The organism is Clavibacter nebraskensis NCPPB 2581 (assembly GCF_000355695.1).
Lineage (GTDB): Bacteria > Actinomycetota > Actinomycetes > Actinomycetales > Microbacteriaceae > Clavibacter > Clavibacter nebraskensis.
In genome coordinates this window covers 1,845,624-1,860,893 of record NC_020891.1, presented here as the reverse complement: position 1 = coordinate 1,860,893, position 15,270 = coordinate 1,845,624, and the positions used below count along the sequence as shown (strand labels likewise).

Annotated in this window: 13 protein-coding genes; all 13 read left to right on the top strand. The window is 73.1% G+C overall.

Annotated elements, in window-relative coordinates; genetic code table 11:
* Nucleotides 1-2 precede the first annotated feature (2 nt).
* The 13 genes from nusB to metK all read left to right on the top strand — a co-directional run bounded on the left by nusB (nt 3) and on the right by metK (nt 15,249).
* Nucleotides 3-416, top strand: coding sequence for a transcription antitermination factor NusB (gene nusB, locus CMN_RS08735; protein ID WP_015490458.1), 414 nt, complete (start codon nt 3-5; stop codon nt 414-416).
* 82 nt (nt 417-498) lie between these two features.
* Complete coding sequence (gene acs, locus CMN_RS08730; protein WP_015490457.1) at nt 499-2,535, top strand: acetate--CoA ligase; 2,037 nt, start codon at nt 499-501, stop codon at nt 2,533-2,535.
* Nucleotides 2,536-2,649: 114 nt separating this feature from the next.
* Nucleotides 2,650-3,234, top strand: a complete 585-nt coding sequence (gene pyrR / locus CMN_RS08725; RefSeq protein ID WP_015490456.1) for a bifunctional pyr operon transcriptional regulator/uracil phosphoribosyltransferase PyrR — start codon at nt 2,650-2,652, stop codon at nt 3,232-3,234.
* Nucleotides 3,231-4,187 (top strand): aspartate carbamoyltransferase catalytic subunit, encoded by a 957-nt coding sequence (locus CMN_RS08720; protein ID WP_015490455.1) that lies wholly within the window; start codon nt 3,231-3,233, stop codon nt 4,185-4,187. The genes pyrR and CMN_RS08720 overlap by 4 nt, the downstream gene beginning before the upstream one ends.
* Nucleotides 4,184-5,593, top strand: coding sequence for a dihydroorotase (locus tag CMN_RS08715; protein ID WP_015490454.1), 1,410 nt, complete (start codon nt 4,184-4,186; stop codon nt 5,591-5,593). Before CMN_RS08720 ends, CMN_RS08715 begins: the two co-directional genes overlap by 4 nt.
* Nucleotides 5,590-6,117: a PH-like domain-containing protein gene (locus tag CMN_RS08710; RefSeq protein ID WP_015490453.1), complete on the top strand. Its 528-nt coding sequence runs from the start codon at nt 5,590-5,592 to the stop codon at nt 6,115-6,117. Before CMN_RS08715 ends, CMN_RS08710 begins: the two co-directional genes overlap by 4 nt.
* Before the next feature lie 5 nt (nt 6,118-6,122).
* Nucleotides 6,123-7,292 (top strand): glutamine-hydrolyzing carbamoyl-phosphate synthase small subunit, encoded by a 1,170-nt coding sequence (carA, locus tag CMN_RS08705; RefSeq protein ID WP_015490452.1) that lies wholly within the window; start codon nt 6,123-6,125, stop codon nt 7,290-7,292.
* Nucleotides 7,292-10,582: a carbamoyl-phosphate synthase large subunit gene (gene carB / locus CMN_RS08700; protein ID WP_015490451.1), complete on the top strand. Its 3,291-nt coding sequence runs from the start codon at nt 7,292-7,294 to the stop codon at nt 10,580-10,582. The genes carA and carB overlap by 1 nt, the downstream gene beginning before the upstream one ends.
* Entirely contained in the window at nt 10,579-11,481 is a 903-nt protein-coding gene (gene pyrF, locus CMN_RS08695; protein WP_015490450.1) for an orotidine-5'-phosphate decarboxylase, read from the top strand. The genes carB and pyrF overlap by 4 nt, the downstream gene beginning before the upstream one ends.
* Nucleotides 11,478-12,386 carry a guanylate kinase gene (gmk, locus tag CMN_RS08690; RefSeq protein WP_015490449.1) on the top strand — a complete coding sequence of 303 codons (909 nt, stop codon included), beginning with the start codon at nt 11,478-11,480 and terminating at the stop codon, nt 12,384-12,386. Before pyrF ends, gmk begins: the two co-directional genes overlap by 4 nt.
* Before the next feature lie 48 nt (nt 12,387-12,434).
* On the top strand, nt 12,435-12,704 hold the full coding sequence (gene rpoZ, locus CMN_RS08685) for a DNA-directed RNA polymerase subunit omega (RefSeq protein ID WP_015490448.1): 270 nt from the start codon (nt 12,435-12,437) through the stop codon (nt 12,702-12,704).
* 76 nt (nt 12,705-12,780) lie between these two features.
* Complete coding sequence (gene coaBC / locus CMN_RS08680) at nt 12,781-13,998, top strand: bifunctional phosphopantothenoylcysteine decarboxylase/phosphopantothenate--cysteine ligase CoaBC (protein WP_041465270.1); 1,218 nt, start codon at nt 12,781-12,783, stop codon at nt 13,996-13,998.
* A 39-nt stretch (nt 13,999-14,037) separates the two neighbouring features.
* Nucleotides 14,038-15,249 (top strand): methionine adenosyltransferase, encoded by a 1,212-nt coding sequence (gene metK / locus CMN_RS08675; protein WP_015490446.1) that lies wholly within the window; start codon nt 14,038-14,040, stop codon nt 15,247-15,249.
* Nucleotides 15,250-15,270 lie beyond the last annotated feature (21 nt).

Below are 15,270 nucleotides of genomic sequence, written 5' to 3'. Positions count from 1 at the left end.
CCGTGAGCGCACGCACCAAGGCGCGCAAGCGCGCCCTCGACGTCCTCTACGTCGCGGACATCCGCGGCGAGTCCATCCCTGCGACCCTCGCGGTCGAGCAGCAGCGCGCCGCGGCCGAGCCCGACCGGCAGGCCTCGTGGCAGTACGCCCGCGAGATCGCCGAGGGGTTCGTCGCGCACCAGGACGAGATCGACGAGCTCATCGAGACGTACTCGGTGAACTGGACGCTCGCCCGCATGCCCGCCGTCGACCGCGCGATCCTGCGCATCGGCATCTGGGAGATCCTCTTCAACGCCGACGTGCCCGACGGCGTCGCCATCTCGGAGAGCGTCGACCTCGCGGCGTCGCTGTCGACGGACGAGTCGGCGTCGTTCGTAAACGGCATGCTGGCGCGGATCGCGGCGACGCAGGCCTAGGGGGGGCGCACCCCGCCCGCTCCGTGTCGTCGCGTGACGCGCCGGTTCCGGATCCCCGGGGGCGCGCACGTAGCGTCGGCGCATGACCTCCCCGCGCATCGAGCAGGCCGAGACCGCGACCGACCCCGCCACCGACGCCGAGCAGGCGCTCTTCCCGCCGCCGGCGCACCTGGCCGCGTCCGCGAACGTCACGGCCGAGGCGTACGCGCGGGCCGAGGCGGATCCGGTCGCCTTCTGGGAGGAGGCCGCCCGCCGCCTCGACTGGGAGACGCCGTGGGAGACCGCGCACACGTGGATCCCGCCGGTCGCCGCCGACGGCACCCCGCAGGTCCCCGCCGCCACCTGGTTCGCGGGCGGCCGCCTCAACGTCGCCGCGAACTGCGTGGACCGCCACGTCGCCGCCGGCCGCGGGGACGAGGTCGCGCTGCACTTCGAGGGCGAGCCGGGCGACCGCCGTACGGTGACCTACCGCGACCTGCTGGAGGAGGTGTCTCGCGCCGCCAACGCGCTCACCGCGCTCGGCGTCGGGCCGGGCGACCGGGTCGTGATCTACCTGCCCGTGCTCGTAGAGACGATCGTCGCGACGCTCGCCGTCGCGCGCATCGGCGCCGTCCACTCGCTCGTCTTCGGCGGCTTCTCCGCGGAGGCGCTGCGCTTCCGCGTCGAGGACACGGGCGCCAAGGTCCTCATCACGAGCGACGGGCAGAACCGGCGCGGCACCGCGGTCGCGACCAAGCCGCAGGCCGACGAGGCGGTCGCGGGCGTCGCGTCGATCGAGCATGTGCTCGTCGTCCGCCGCACCGGCCAGGAGGTCCCGTGGACGGACGGCCGCGACGTGTGGTGGCACGACGCCGTGGGATCCGCGTCGCCCGTGCACGCGCCGGCCGCCTTCGACGCCGAGCACCCGCTCTTCATCATCTACACGTCGGGCACGACGGGCCGCCCCAAGGGCCTCGTGCACACCTCCGGCGGCTACCTCGCCCACGCGTCGTGGGCGCACTGGGCGCACTTCGACGCCAAGCCCGACGACGTGCACTGGTGTACGGCCGACCTCGCCTGGGTCACCGCGCACACGTACGAGATCTACGGGCCGCTCTCCAACGGGCTGACGCAGGTCATCTACGAGGGCACACCCGACACGCCCCACCGCGGGCGGCACCTCGAGATCATCGAGCGGTACGGGGTGACGACCTACTACACCGCGCCCACGCTCATCCGGTCGCTCATGAGCTGGTTCCCCGAGGGCATCGCCGGGCACGACCTCTCGAGCATCCGGCTGCTGGGGTCCGTGGGCGAGGCGATCAACCCCGCGGCGTGGCGCTGGTTCCACCGGGAGGTCGGCGGGGGATCCGCGCCCGTCGTCGACACGTGGTGGCAGTCGGAGACGGGGGCCGCGGTCATCGCGCCGCTGCCGGGCGTCTCGACGCTCAAGCCCGGCGCCGCCGGCCGCGCCCTGCCCGGGTTCCGGGTCGACGTGGTCGACGACGACGGCGAGCCCGCCGGCCCGGGGGAGGCCGGCCTCCTCGTGATCCAGCGCCCGTGGCCCGGCATGGCCCGCACCGTCTGGGGCGACCCGGTGCGCTACCGCAGCGCCTACTGGGAGCGCTTCGCCGACCGCGGCTGGTTCCTCGCGGGCGACGGCGCGCGCCGGGACGCGGACGGCGACATCGCGCTGCAGGGCCGGATCGACGAGGTGGTCAACGTCTCCGGACACCGGCTGTCGACCATCGAGATCGAGTCGGCCCTCGTCGCGCACCCGCGCGTGGGGGAGGCGGGCGTGACGGGCGTCGCGGACGACCTCACCGGCCAGAGCGTGGTCGCGTTCGTCGTGCCGCGCGGCGACGCGCGCCCGGCGGACGACGACGCGGCGGGCTGGCACGCGCTCGCCGCGGAGCTGGAGCCCCTCCTCACGGCGCACGTCGCGCGCGCCATCGGGCCGGTCGCGAAGCCCCGCCGGATAGTCGCGGTGCCGGACGTGCCGAAGACGCGCTCGGGCAAGATCATGCGGCGCCTCCTCGCCGACCTCGTGGAGGGTCGGACCCTCGGCGACGCCACGAGCCTGCAGGACGCGGCCGTGCTCGGCCGGATCCGCGCGGTGCTCGACGCCTCCGCGCGCTGAGGACACGCGCGGGCGGCGCGGCGGGCCCCTGCGTCCGGGGGGAGACCCGCTAGAGTGACCGGCGGAACAGACCACCTTTAACATCCGTCCCGAGAGGCGGGGAAGGAGGTCGGATTGCCTCAGCGCATCGTGCTGCAGCCCTCTGACATCACCCGTGCGCTCACGCGCATCGCCCACGAGATCCTCGAGTCGAACCGCGGCCCCCAGGGCCTGCTGCTCCTCGGGATCCCCACGCGCGGCACCGTCCTCGCCGAGCGCATCGGCCGGATCATCGCCCGCCTCGAGCCCGAGGCCCCCGCCGACCTGGTCGGCTCGCTCGACGTCACGATGTACCGCGACGACCTGCAGCGGAACCCCACCCGCGCGCCCGCGCCCACGCGCCTGCCCGCCGGCGGCGTCGACGGCCGCACGGTCGTGCTCGTCGACGACGTGCTCTTCTCCGGCCGCACCGTGCGCGCCGCCCTCGACGCGATCGGCGACCTCGGCCGCCCCACCGCCGTGCGGCTCGCCGCGCTGGTCGACCGCGGCCACCGCGAGTTCCCCATCCGCGCCGACTTCGTGGGCAAGAACCTGCCGTCGAGCCTCGCCGAGCGGATCTTCGTCCGGCTCGACGAGACCGACGGCGAGGATTCGGTGAGCATCGCCGGCCCGGACGACGAGCCCGCGTCCGCCCCCGCCGGCGAGGGGGCGTCCCGATGAGGCACCTGCTCTCCACCCGCGACCTGTCCCGGGACGAGGCGGTCCACATCCTCGACGTCGCCGAGGACATGGCCGACGTCGGCACGCGCGAGATCAAGAAGACCCCCGCGCTCCGCGGCCGCACGGTCGTCAACCTCTTCTTCGAGGACTCCACCCGCACGCGCATCTCCTTCGAGGCCGCCGCCAAGCGCCTGTCGGCCGACGTCATCAACTTCAGCGCCAAGGGGTCGAGCGTCTCCAAGGGCGAGAGCCTCAAGGACACCGCGCAGACGCTGCAGGCGATGGGCGCCGACGGCGTGGTCGTCCGCCACCCCTCCTCGGGCGCGCCGCACACGCTCGCGGGCAGCGGCTGGATCGACGCGGGCATCGTCAACGCGGGCGACGGCACGCACGAGCACCCCACGCAGGCGCTGCTCGACGCGTTCACCATCCGCCGTCGGCTGCACGGATCCGCCGCGCGCGGGAAGGGCCTCGACGGCACGCGCGTCGTCATCGTCGGCGACGTGCTGCACAGCCGGGTCGCGCGCTCGAACGCGTGGCTGCTCACGACGCTCGGCGCCGAGGTCACGCTCGTCGCGCCGCCTACGCTCGTGCCGGTGGGCGTCGGATCCTGGCCCGTCACCGTGCGCTACGACCTCGATGCGGCGCTGGTCGAGGGGAAGCCCGACGCCGTGATGATGCTCCGGATCCAGGCCGAGCGCATGCGCGCCGCCTTCTTCCCGAACCCGCGCGAGTACGCGCGCATCTGGGGGCTGGACGACGCGCGCCTCGCGCTCCTCGGGCCCGATACGATCGTCATGCACCCGGGGCCCATGAACCGCGGGCTCGAGATATCCGCCGCCGCCGCCGACTCGGAGAGGTCCACGGTGCGCGAGCAGGTCGCCAACGGCGTCTCGGTGCGCATGGCCGTCCTCTATCTCCTGCTGTCCGGCGACGGGAAGGCCGACCGATGACCCAGAACGACACGATCCAGGGCGACGCCCACTTGATCCGCGGCGCGACCCTGCCCTCGGGCGAGCGCGCCGACATCCTCGTCGCCGACGGGGTCATCCGCGAGATCGGGCCCGACCTCACGGCGCCCGCCGGTGCGCGCGTCATCGAGGCCGACGGCCTCGTCGCGCTGCCCGGCCTCGTCGACCTGCACGTGCACCTGCGCGAGCCCGGCTACGAGCAGAGCGAGACCGTGCTCACGGGATCCCGCGCCGCGGCCCTCGGCGGCTTCACCGCCGTCTTCGCGATGGCGAACACCATGCCCGTGCAGGACACAGCGGGCGTGGTCGAGCAGGTCAAGGCGCTCGGCGACGCGGCCGGCTACGCGACCGTCCGCCCCATCGGCGCCGTCTCGGTGGGGCTCGCGGGGGAGTCGTTGGCCGAGATCGGCGCGATGGCCGCCAGCCGCGCGGCCGTGCGCGTCTTCTCCGACGACGGCAAGTGCGTCGCGGACCCGTTGCTCATGCGCCGCGCGCTCGAGTACGTGAAGGCCTTCGACGGCGTCATCGCGCAGCACGCGCAGGACCCGCGCCTCACCGAGGGCGCCACCATGAACGAGGGCGCGCTGTCCGGCGAGCTCGGCATCACGGGCTGGCCCGCGGTCGCCGAGGAGTCGATCATCGCGCGCGACGTGCTGCTCGCCGAGCACGTCGGATCCCGGCTCCACGTCTGCCACGTCTCCACCGCGGGCTCGGTCGACGTGATCCGCTGGGCCAAGGCCCGCGGCGTCGAGGTCACCGCCGAGGTCACGCCGCACCACCTCCTGCTCACCGAGGACCTGGTCGCCGGCTACGACGCGCGCTACAAGGTGAACCCGCCGCTCCGGCGCCGCGAGGACGTCGAGGCCCTCCGCGCCGCGCTCGCCGACGGCACGATCGACGTCGTCGCCACCGACCACGCGCCGCATCCGACGGAGGCCAAGGACTGCGAGTGGGACGCCGCTGCGTTCGGCATGGTCGGCCTCGAGTCGGCGCTCTCCGTGGTGCAGCTCGCCATGGTCGACACCGGGCTCCTCGACTGGCAGGGCGTCGCGCGCGTCATGTCGCACGTGCCCGCGCGCATCGGCCGGCTCGCCGAGCACGGGCACGCGCTCGCCGGCGGATCCCCGGCCGACATCACGCTCTACGACCCGTCCGCGTCGCGCGTCTTCGGCCGCGACGACCTCGGCGGGCTCAGCGGCAACTCGCCCTACCTGGAGATGACGCTGCCCGGCCGCGTCGTCGCGACCTTCCACCGCGGCTACCCGACCGTGCTCGACGGCGCGCTCGTCGACCACGAGACGGTCGCCCGCGCCGCCGTGCTGCGCGACCGCCGGGACGCCGACGCGCGCGACGCGGCCTCCACCGACGCCGGGGCGGGACGCGCATGAGCGACCGCATCGGACCCGCGATCACGGTGATCGCCTTCCTCCTCCTGCTCCTCGCGCTCATGGTGCTCGGCTGGCGCGCGCGCCGCCGACGCCAGCGCGCGCTGCCCGAGCCGCCGCGTCCGCCCGCGGGGCTCGCAGCGCCCGCGCTCGAGGTCGACGTGCTCTACGTCGCCACGACCACGGCCGGCCAGCCGCTCGACCGGCTGACCGTCCGGCCCCTCGGCTTCCGGGGGCGCGCCGCGGCCCGGGTGCACGACGCGGGCCTCGTGCTGGCGATCGACGGCGAGCGCGAGGTGCTCGTGCCCGCCGACCGCATCACGGGATCCGGGCTCGCGACCTACGCGATCGACCGCGTCGTGGAGGAGGGCGGCCTCGTGGCCGTGACCTGGATCCTCGACCCCGCGGCCGCGACCGCGGTCGACACGTACCTCCGGGTGATCGACCCGCGCGAGAAGACCGCGCTCGTCGACGCCCTCCACCAGATCACGCGCCCTGCGCACGACGACGACAACGAAGGGAAGTGACCGACATGGCCCGACACGAACCAGCAGTCCTGGTGCTCGAGGACGGACGGAGGTACGTCGGACGCGCGTACGGCGCCCGCGGCGTGACCCTCGGCGAGGCCGTCTTCGCGACCGGCATGACCGGCTACCAGGAGACGATCACCGACCCGTCCTACGCGGGCCAGATCGTGCTCCAGACGGCGCCGCACATCGGCAACACCGGCATGAACGACGACGACATGGAATCCCGCCGCATCTGGGTCGCCGGCTACGTCGTCCGCGACCCCTCGCGCGTGGTCTCGAACTTCCGCGGGCAGCGCACGCTCGAGGACGACCTCGTCGCGCAGGGCGTGGTCGGCATCTCCGGCATCGACACGCGCGCCGTCACGCGCCGGATCCGCGACGAGGGCGCCATGCGCGCCGGCGTCTTCTCCGGCGAGGCCTTCGCGCTCGGCGACGACGAGCAGCTCGCGCAGGTGCGGCAGGCGCCCGACATGACGGGCCGCAACCTCTCCGCCGAGGTGTCCACGCAGGAGACGTACACGATCCCCGCCGTCGGCGATCGCATCGGATCCGTCGCCGTGCTCGACCTCGGGATCAAGACCGCGACGGTGAAGCACCTCGCGGCCCGCGGCCTCGACGTGCACGTGGTGCCGCAGTCGATCACCACGGAGCAGCTCGCCGAGCTCGCGCCCACCGCCGTGTTCTACTCGAACGGCCCCGGCGACCCCGAGGCCTCGCAGTACCACGTCGAGCTGCTGCAGGACGTGCTGCGGAAGGGCATCCCGTTCTTCGGGATCTGCTTCGGCAACCAGCTCCTCGGCCGCGCCCTCGGGTTCGACACCTACAAGCTGCCGTTCGGCCACCGCGGGATCAACCAGCCCGTGCTCGACCGCCGCACGGGCCGCGTCGAGATCACGAGCCAGAACCACGGCTTCGCGGTCTCCGCGCCGCTCGACGGCCCCGTGGACAGCCCCGCCGGCTTCGGCCGCGCGGAGGTCAGCCACGTCTCGCTCAACGACCAGGTGGTCGAGGGGCTCAACTGCCTCGACATCCCCGCCTTCAGCGTGCAGTACCACCCGGAGGCGGCCGCCGGCCCGCACGACTCGTCGTACCTCTTCGACCGGTTCATCGAGCTGATCCACGCCGCGGGCGACGCCCCCGCATCCGCCGCGACCCCCCAGGAGACCGTGTAATGCCCAAGCGCGACGACATCAACAGCGTCCTCGTCATCGGCTCCGGGCCGATCGTCATCGGCCAGGCCGCCGAGTTCGACTACTCCGGCACGCAGGCCTGCCGCGTGCTCCGCGAGGAGGGCGTGCGCGTCATCCTCGTGAACTCCAACCCCGCCACAATCATGACCGACCCGGGGTTCGCCGACGCGACCTACATCGAGCCGATCACGAGCGAGGTGCTCGAGAAGATCATCATCAAGGAGAAGCCCGACGCGGTGCTCCCCACCCTCGGCGGCCAGACGGCGCTCAACGCGGCCATCCGCCTCGACGAGCTCGGCATCCTCGCCAAGCACGGCGTGGAGCTCATCGGCGCGAAGGTCGAGGCCATCCAGAAGGGCGAGGACCGCCAGCTCTTCAAGGACCTCGTCATCGAGTCCGGCGCCGACGTCGCCCGCTCGCACGTCGCGAAGACGCTCGAGCAGGCCGTGGAGTTCGCCGAGGACCTCGGCTACCCGCTCGTGATCCGCCCGTCCTTCACCATGGGCGGGCTCGGCTCCGGCTTCGCGCACACGCGCCAGGAGCTCGAGCGCATGGTCGCGGACGGCCTGCAGTCGAGCCCCACCACCGAGGTGCTCCTCGAGGAGTCGATCCTCGGCTGGAAGGAGTACGAGCTCGAGCTCATGCGCGACACGGCCGACAACACGGTCGTCGTCTGCTCGATCGAGAACGTCGACCCGGTCGGCGTGCACACGGGCGACTCGATCACGGTCGCGCCGGCGCTCACGCTCACCGACCGCGAGTACCAGCACATGCGCGACATCGGCATCGACATCATCCGCCGGGTGGGCGTCGATACGGGCGGCTGCAACATCCAGTTCGCGGTGGATCCGACGAACGGCCGCCTCATCGTCATCGAGATGAACCCGCGCGTCTCCCGCTCGAGCGCGCTCGCGTCGAAGGCCACGGGCTTCCCGATCGCGAAGATCGCGGCGAAGCTCGCCATCGGGTACCGCCTCGACGAGATCCCCAACGACATCACCAAGGTCACGCCCGCGAGCTTCGAGCCCACGCTCGACTACGTGGTCGTGAAGGTGCCGCGCTTCGCGTTCGAGAAGTTCCCCGCCGCGGACGCCGAGCTCACCACCACCATGAAGTCGGTGGGCGAGGCCATGGCCATCGGCCGCAACTACTCCACCGCGCTGCAGAAGGCGCTGCGCTCGCTCGAGAAGCGCGGATCCTCGTTCCACTGGGGCCCCGAGAGCCGCTCGGTCGACGAGCTGCTCGAGGTCAGCCGCACGCCCACCGACGGCCGGATCGTCACGGTGCAGCAGGCGCTCCGCGCGGGCGCCACGGCGGAGCAGGTCTTCGACGCCACGAAGATCGACCCCTGGTTCATCGACCAGATCGTGCTCATCAACGAGGTCGCCGACGCCGTGCGCGACGCCGACTCCCTCGACGCGGCGACGCTCCGCGAGGCCAAGGACCACGGCTTCTCGGACGCGCAGATCGCCGAGATCCGCGGCCTCGCCGAGCAGGAGGTGCGCGACGCGCGCCACGCGGCCGACATCCGCCCCGTCTACAAGACGGTCGACACGTGCGCGGGGGAGTTCCCGGCGCTCACGCCGTACCACTACTCCAGCTACGACTCCGAGACGGAGATCGTGCCGTCCGACCGCCGCAAGGTGATCATCCTGGGCTCCGGCCCGAACCGCATCGGCCAGGGCATCGAGTTCGACTACTCGTGCGTGCACGCGTCCTTCGCGCTCTCCGACGCCGGATACGAGACCATCATGATCAACTGCAACCCGGAGACGGTCTCGACCGACTACGACACGAGCGACCGGCTCTACTTCGAGCCGCTCACGCTCGAGGACGTGCTCGAGATCGTGCACGTCGAGCAGCAGGCGGGCGAGCTCGTGGGCGTCGTCGTGCAGCTCGGCGGCCAGACGGCGCTCGGGCTCGCCAAGGGCCTCGAGGCCGCGGGCGTCCCCATCCTCGGCACGAGCCCGTCGGCCATCGACCTCGCGGAGGAGCGGGGCCTGTTCTCCGGCATCCTCGACGCCGCGGGCCTCGTCGCGCCGCGCAACGGCACGGCCACCGCGATCGACGAGGCCGTGGTCGTCGCGGAGGGGATCGGCTACCCCGTGCTCGTCCGCCCCAGCTACGTGCTCGGCGGCCGCGGCATGGAGATCGTCTTCGACACCGCCACCCTGCACGACTACTTCCTGCGCATGGCCGACCAGGGCATCATCGGCGCGGGGAAGCCCCTCCTCATCGACCGGTTCCTCGACGACGCCATCGAGATCGACATCGACGCCATCTACGACGGCACCGAGCTGTACGTCGGCGGCGTCATGGAGCACATCGAGGAGGCCGGGATCCACTCGGGCGACTCGAGCTGCACGCTCCCGCCCGTGACCCTCGGCCGCGGCCAGATCCAGCAGGTCGTCGACGCCACGCGCGCCATCGCCGAGGGCGTGGGCGTGCGCGGCCTCCTCAACGTGCAGTTCGCGATCGGCGCGGGCGTGCTCTACGTCCTCGAGGCGAACCCGCGCGCGAGCCGCACGGTGCCATTCGTCTCGAAGGCGCTCGGCATCCCGCTCGCGAAGGCCGCGTCGCTCGTCATGGTCGGCACGTCCATCACAGAGCTCAAGGCCTCGGGGCTCCTGCCCGAGCGCGACGGATCCGACGTGCCGATGGACTCGCCCGTCGCGGTGAAGGAGGCCGTGCTGCCCTTCAAGCGGTTCCGCACGAAGGACGGCCTCATCGTCGACTCGGTGCTCGGCCCGGAGATGCGCTCCACCGGCGAGGTCATGGGCATCGACCGCGACTTCCCGCGCGCGTTCGCGAAGAGCCAGGAGGCGGCGTTCGGCGGCCTCCCGCTCTCCGGCACGGTGTTCGTCTCGGTCGCCGACCGCGACAAGCGCTCCATCGTGCTGCCGGTGCTCCGCCTCCAGCAGCTCGGCTTCGAGGTGCTCGCGACCGCGGGCACGGCGGAGATCCTCAGCCGCAACGGGATCCAGGCGCGTGTCGTCCGCAAGTACAGCGAGGAGCCCGCCGCGGGCGACTCGCCGTCGATCGTGGACCTCATCAACCGCGACGAGGTGGACGTGGTCATCAACACGCCGTCGGGACGCACCGCCCGCGCGGACGGCTACGAGATCCGCGCGGCGGCCGTCGCGGCCGACAAGGCGCTGTTCACGACCATCGCGCAGCTCACCGCCGCGGTCGCGTCGTTCGACGCCATCCGCGCGGGCTTCGACGTCACGAGCCTGCAGGACTACGCGATCGCCCGCGAGGCCCGCAGGTGACGATCGCGGATGGCGGGGCGGCCCCGGTCGCCCCGCCGTTCGGCGCGCGCCTCGCCCGCGCGTTCCGCGAGCGCGGGCACCTGTGCGTCGGCATCGACCCGCACCGGTCGCTGCTCGACGCGTGGGGCCTCGCCGACGACGCGCGCGGCCTCGAGGAGTTCGGCCTGCGCGTGGTCGAGGCGACCGCGGGGCGGGCCGGCATCGTCAAGCCGCAGGTCGCGTTCTTCGAGCGCGACGGATCCGCCGGGTACGCCGCCCTCGAGCGCGTGCTCGCTGCGGCGCGCGACGCGGGTCTCCTCGTGATCGCCGACGCCAAGCGCGGCGACATCGGCTCCACGGTCGACGCGTACGGCGCCGCCTGGCTCGCGCCCGACAGCCCGCTGCGCGCCGACGCCGTCACCCTCACGGCCTACACGGGCGTCGGATCTCTGGACGGCGTCCGCGCCGCGGCCGACGCGTGGGGCGCGGGCGTCTTCGTCCTCGCCGCCACCTCGAACCCCGAGGCGCGGGACCTGCAGCGCGCGGTGCTCCCGGCCGACGGATCCGCCGCCGGGTCCGCCGCGCGCACGGTCGCGCGCGGGATCCAGGACGCCGCCGTCGCCGCGAACGGCCCCCTCGACGCCCCCTCGACGGATCCCGGCGCCTTCGGCCTCGTGGTCGGCGCGACCGTCGACGCCGCGGACGCCGGGCTCGACCTCGCGCGGCTCGTCCGCACCCCGATCCTCGCGCCCGGCTTCGGCCACCAGGGCGCGCTGCTCGGCGATGTCCGGAAGCTGTTCGGCCCGGCCGCCGGCGTTGTGATCGCGGCCGCGTCGCGGAGTATCCTCGCGGCAGGGCCACGGCGTGTCGCGGAGGCCGTCACCGACCACGCCGGACGACTCGAAGAGGTGCTGCCATGAGGCCCGAACCACCCGAGGTCGACCGGGTCGCCGCGTCGCAGGCCGCCGTCGCCGCCCGTCGCGCGCGCGCGCAGGTGAAGCACGACATCGTCACGGGGGAGCGCACGCCGCTCGGCGTGCTCGACGCGTCCGCGGATCCGGCCCGCCGCGCCGAGGCCACCCTCCGCGTCACCGAGTTCCTCACGAGCATCCCGAACATCGGCCCCACCAAGCTCGAGCGGATCCTCGCCGAGCTCGGCATCTCCACCGCCAAGCGCCTCGGCGGCCTGGGCGTGCACCAGCGTGTGCGCCTCACGCGCTTCCTCGAGGAGTGGCAGGCGGCGAAGCAGATCGTGGAGCCCAGCCGCCTCGTCGTGCTCGCGGGTCCCACCGCGGTGGGCAAGGGGACCGTCTCCACATTCATCCGTGAGAACGAGCCCGACGTGCTGCTCTCCGTCTCCGCCACCACGCGCGCGCCGCGTCCGGGCGAGGTCGAGGGCGTCAACTACTACTTCGTCTCCGACGCCGAGTTCGACCGCATGGTCGAGCAGCAGGAGCTCCTCGAGTGGGCGACGGTGCACAACGCCCACCGCTACGGCACCCCGCGCGCGCCCATCGACGCCGCGCTGGCCGAGGGTCGGAGCGTGCTGCTCGAGATCGACATCCAGGGCGCGCGCCAGGTGAGGGCCGCGATGCCCGAGGCGCGGCTCGTGTTCCTGCTGCCGCCCACCTGGGAGGAGCTCGTGCGCCGCCTGGTCGGCCGCGGCACCGAGGGGCCCGAGGAGCAGCAGCGCCGGCTGGACACCGCGAAGGTGGAGCTGGCCGCGCAGGACGAGTTCGACCACCTCGTCGTCAACCGCGATGTCGCGGAGGCGGCGCGCGAGGTCGTAGACTTGATGAGATCCAGGAAGGCCGTCGGTCCATGACGCGGACCCGCACGGCCTTCTTCCATGCAATGAGGGAGCGGCACATCCATGGTTGACAAGACCCAGGGCATCATCGACCCGCCCATCGACGAGCTCCTCTCGAAGGTCGACTCGAAGTACGCGCTCGTGATCTTCGCCTCGAAGCGGGCCCGCCAGATCAACGACTACTACGCCGACCTGCACGAGGGCAGCCTGTTCGACAACGTCGGACCGCTCGTCGACTCCACCATCGACGACAAGCCCCTCTCGGTCGCCATGCACGAGATCAACGAGGACAAGCTCGTCGCCACGCCCATCGCGGAGCCCGCGGCCTCCTAGCCGCACCGCCCCGGATGCCCCGCGCCGACCGCACGCCGCACGCCCGCCCCGCCACGCGGCACCGGAGCGCCGCCGCGTGATGGTCCTCGTGGGGATCACGGGCGGCATCGCGGCCTACAAGGCCGTCGGCGTGGTCCGGGGCCTCGTGCTCCTCGGCCACGACGTGCACGTCGTGCCCACCGAGGCCGCGCTCCGCTTCGTCGGGAAGCCCACGCTCGAGGCCGTCAGCCGCAACCCCGTCACGAGCGACCTCTACGACGGCGTCTCCGAGGTCCGCCACGTGGCGCTCGGCCAGAAGGCCGACCTCATCGTCGTCGCCCCGGCCACCGCCCACACGCTCGCGACCATGGCGCTCGGTCTGTCGGACGACCTGCTCGGCACCACGATCCTCGCCAGCCGCGCGCCCCTCGTCGTCGCCCCCGCGATGCACACCGAGATGTGGCAGCACCCGGCCACGCAGGCGAACGCGGCGCTCCTGCGCTCCCGCGGCGCCACCCTCGTCGGCCCCACGTCGGGCCGCCTCACCGGCACGGACTCCGGGCCGGGCCGCATGGCCGAGGTCGAGGACGTCATCGCCGCCGCCCTCGCCGCCGTCCGCCCCGGCGGGCGGGACCTCGAGGGGCGCCGCGTCGTCGTCTCCGCCGGCGGCACGCGCGAGCCGCTGGATCCCGTGCGCTTCCTCGGCAACCGCTCGTCCGGCCGGCAGGGGGTCGCCCTCGCGGTCGCGGCCCGCGACCGCGGTGCCGACGTCATTCTCGTCGCCGCGCACCTGGAGGTGCCCGCGCCGGCGGGCGTCCGCGTGGTGCCCGTCTCGACCGCGCTCGAGCTCTCCGACGCCATGGTGCGCGAGGCCGACGGCGCCGACGTCGTCATCATGGCGGCGGCCGTCGCCGACTACCGACCCGTCGCCGTCTCCGCGGGCAAGATCAAGAAGGAGGAGGCGGGCGACGCGCTCTCCGTCGAGCTCGTGCGGAACCCGGACGTCCTGCAGCGGCTCGCCGCCGACGCCGCCGTCCCGCGGGCGGACGGCACGCGCCGCGTCGTCGTGGGCTTCGCGGCGGAGACCGAGGAGGACCCGGCCGAGCTACTCCGGATCGGCCGCGCCAAGCTCCAGCGGAAGGGCTGCGACCTGCTCGTCGTCAACAGGGTCGGATGGTCTCACGGGTTCACCGCGGAGCGCAACACCATCACGGTGCTCGCGAGGTCCGGCGATACACTCGTGGAGGCCTCCGGCTCCAAGGAGCAGGTGGCCCATCAAATTCTCGACGTAGTGGGAGCGCCGACGCCGCAGTAGCGGCCGGCGGGCGACCACGCGATCCTCTGGAGCTCACCTGTGACCGACCTGCGCCTGTTCACCTCCGAGTCTGTTACCGAGGGCCACCCCGACAAGATCTGCGACCAGATCTCGGACAGCATCCTCGACGCGCTCCTCACGCAGGATCCGACGAGCCGCGCCGCCGTCGAGACGCTCGTCACCACGGGCCTCGTGCACGTCGCCGGCGAGGTGACCACGAGCGGGTACGTCGACATCCCGCAGATCGTGCGCGACCGCATCCGGGACATCGGCTACGACTCCTCCGAGGTGGGCTTCGACGGTTACAACTGCGGCGTCACGGTGTCCATCGGCGCGCAGTCGCCCGACATCGCGCAGGGCGTCGACCGCTCGTACGAGTCGCGCTCGGGATCCGCGTCCACCGACGCGCACGACCTCCAGGGCGCCGGCGACCAGGGCCTCATGTTCGGCTACGCGTCGCGGGACACCCCCGTCTTCATGCCCCTGCCCGTCTACCTCGCGCACCGCCTCGCCGAGCGTCTCGCGGCCGTCCGCCACTCGGGGGAGCTCGCGTACCTGCGGCCCGACGGCAAGACGCAGGTCACCATCGGGTACGACGGCCTCGTGCCGCGCACCGTCGACACGGTCGTGCTCTCCACCCAGCACGGCCCGCAGGTCTCGCAGGAGGACCTCCGCCGCGAGGTCGAGGAGCACGTCATCCGCCCGGTGCTCGCGCAGGCGGCGGAGATCGGCATCGAGCTCGACTCGCGCGAGGCGACCCTGCTCATCAACCCCACCGGCAAGTTCGAGATCGGCGGGCCCAAGGGCGACGCGGGGCTCACCGGCCGGAAGATCATCGTCGACACGTACGGCGGCTTCAGCCGGCACGGCGGCGGCGCGTTCAGCGGCAAGGACCCGTCGAAGGTCGACCGCAGCGCCGCGTACGCCATGCGCTGGGTCGCGAAGAACGCGGTCGCCGCGGGTCTCGCCGACCGGCTCGAGGTGCAGGTCGCGTACGCGATCGGCAAGGCCGCGCCCGTGGGCCTGTACGTCGAGGCGTTCGGCACGGCGCACGTGCCCGAGGAGCGCATCGTGCGCGCCATCCGCGAGACCTTCGACCTGCGTCCCGCCGCCATCGTCGAGCGCCTCGACCTGCTCCGCCCCATCTACGCGCAGACCGCCGCCTACGGGCACTTCGGCCGCGAGCTGCCGGACTTCACCTGGGAGGCGCTCGACCGTGTCGCCGACCTGCAGAGCGCCGCGGGCCTCTGACGCGCGCCGCCGCCCGGGTCC

Coding starts and splice junctions, on each gene's coding strand:
- CMN_RS08715 (WP_015490454.1), top strand. CDS start 4,184: ATGACCCAGAACGACACGATCCAGGGCGACGCCCACTTGATCCGCGGC.
- CMN_RS08720 (WP_015490455.1), top strand. CDS start 3,231: ATGAGGCACCTGCTCTCCACCCGCGACCTGTCCCGGGACGAGGCGGTC.
- CMN_RS08710 (WP_015490453.1), top strand. CDS start 5,590: ATGAGCGACCGCATCGGACCCGCGATCACGGTGATCGCCTTCCTCCTC.
- gmk (WP_015490449.1), top strand. CDS start 11,478: ATGAGGCCCGAACCACCCGAGGTCGACCGGGTCGCCGCGTCGCAGGCC.
- carB (WP_015490451.1), top strand. CDS start 7,292: ATGCCCAAGCGCGACGACATCAACAGCGTCCTCGTCATCGGCTCCGGG.
- carA (WP_015490452.1), top strand. CDS start 6,123: ATGGCCCGACACGAACCAGCAGTCCTGGTGCTCGAGGACGGACGGAGG.
- rpoZ (WP_015490448.1), top strand. CDS start 12,435: ATGGTTGACAAGACCCAGGGCATCATCGACCCGCCCATCGACGAGCTC.
- acs (WP_015490457.1), top strand. CDS start 499: ATGACCTCCCCGCGCATCGAGCAGGCCGAGACCGCGACCGACCCCGCC.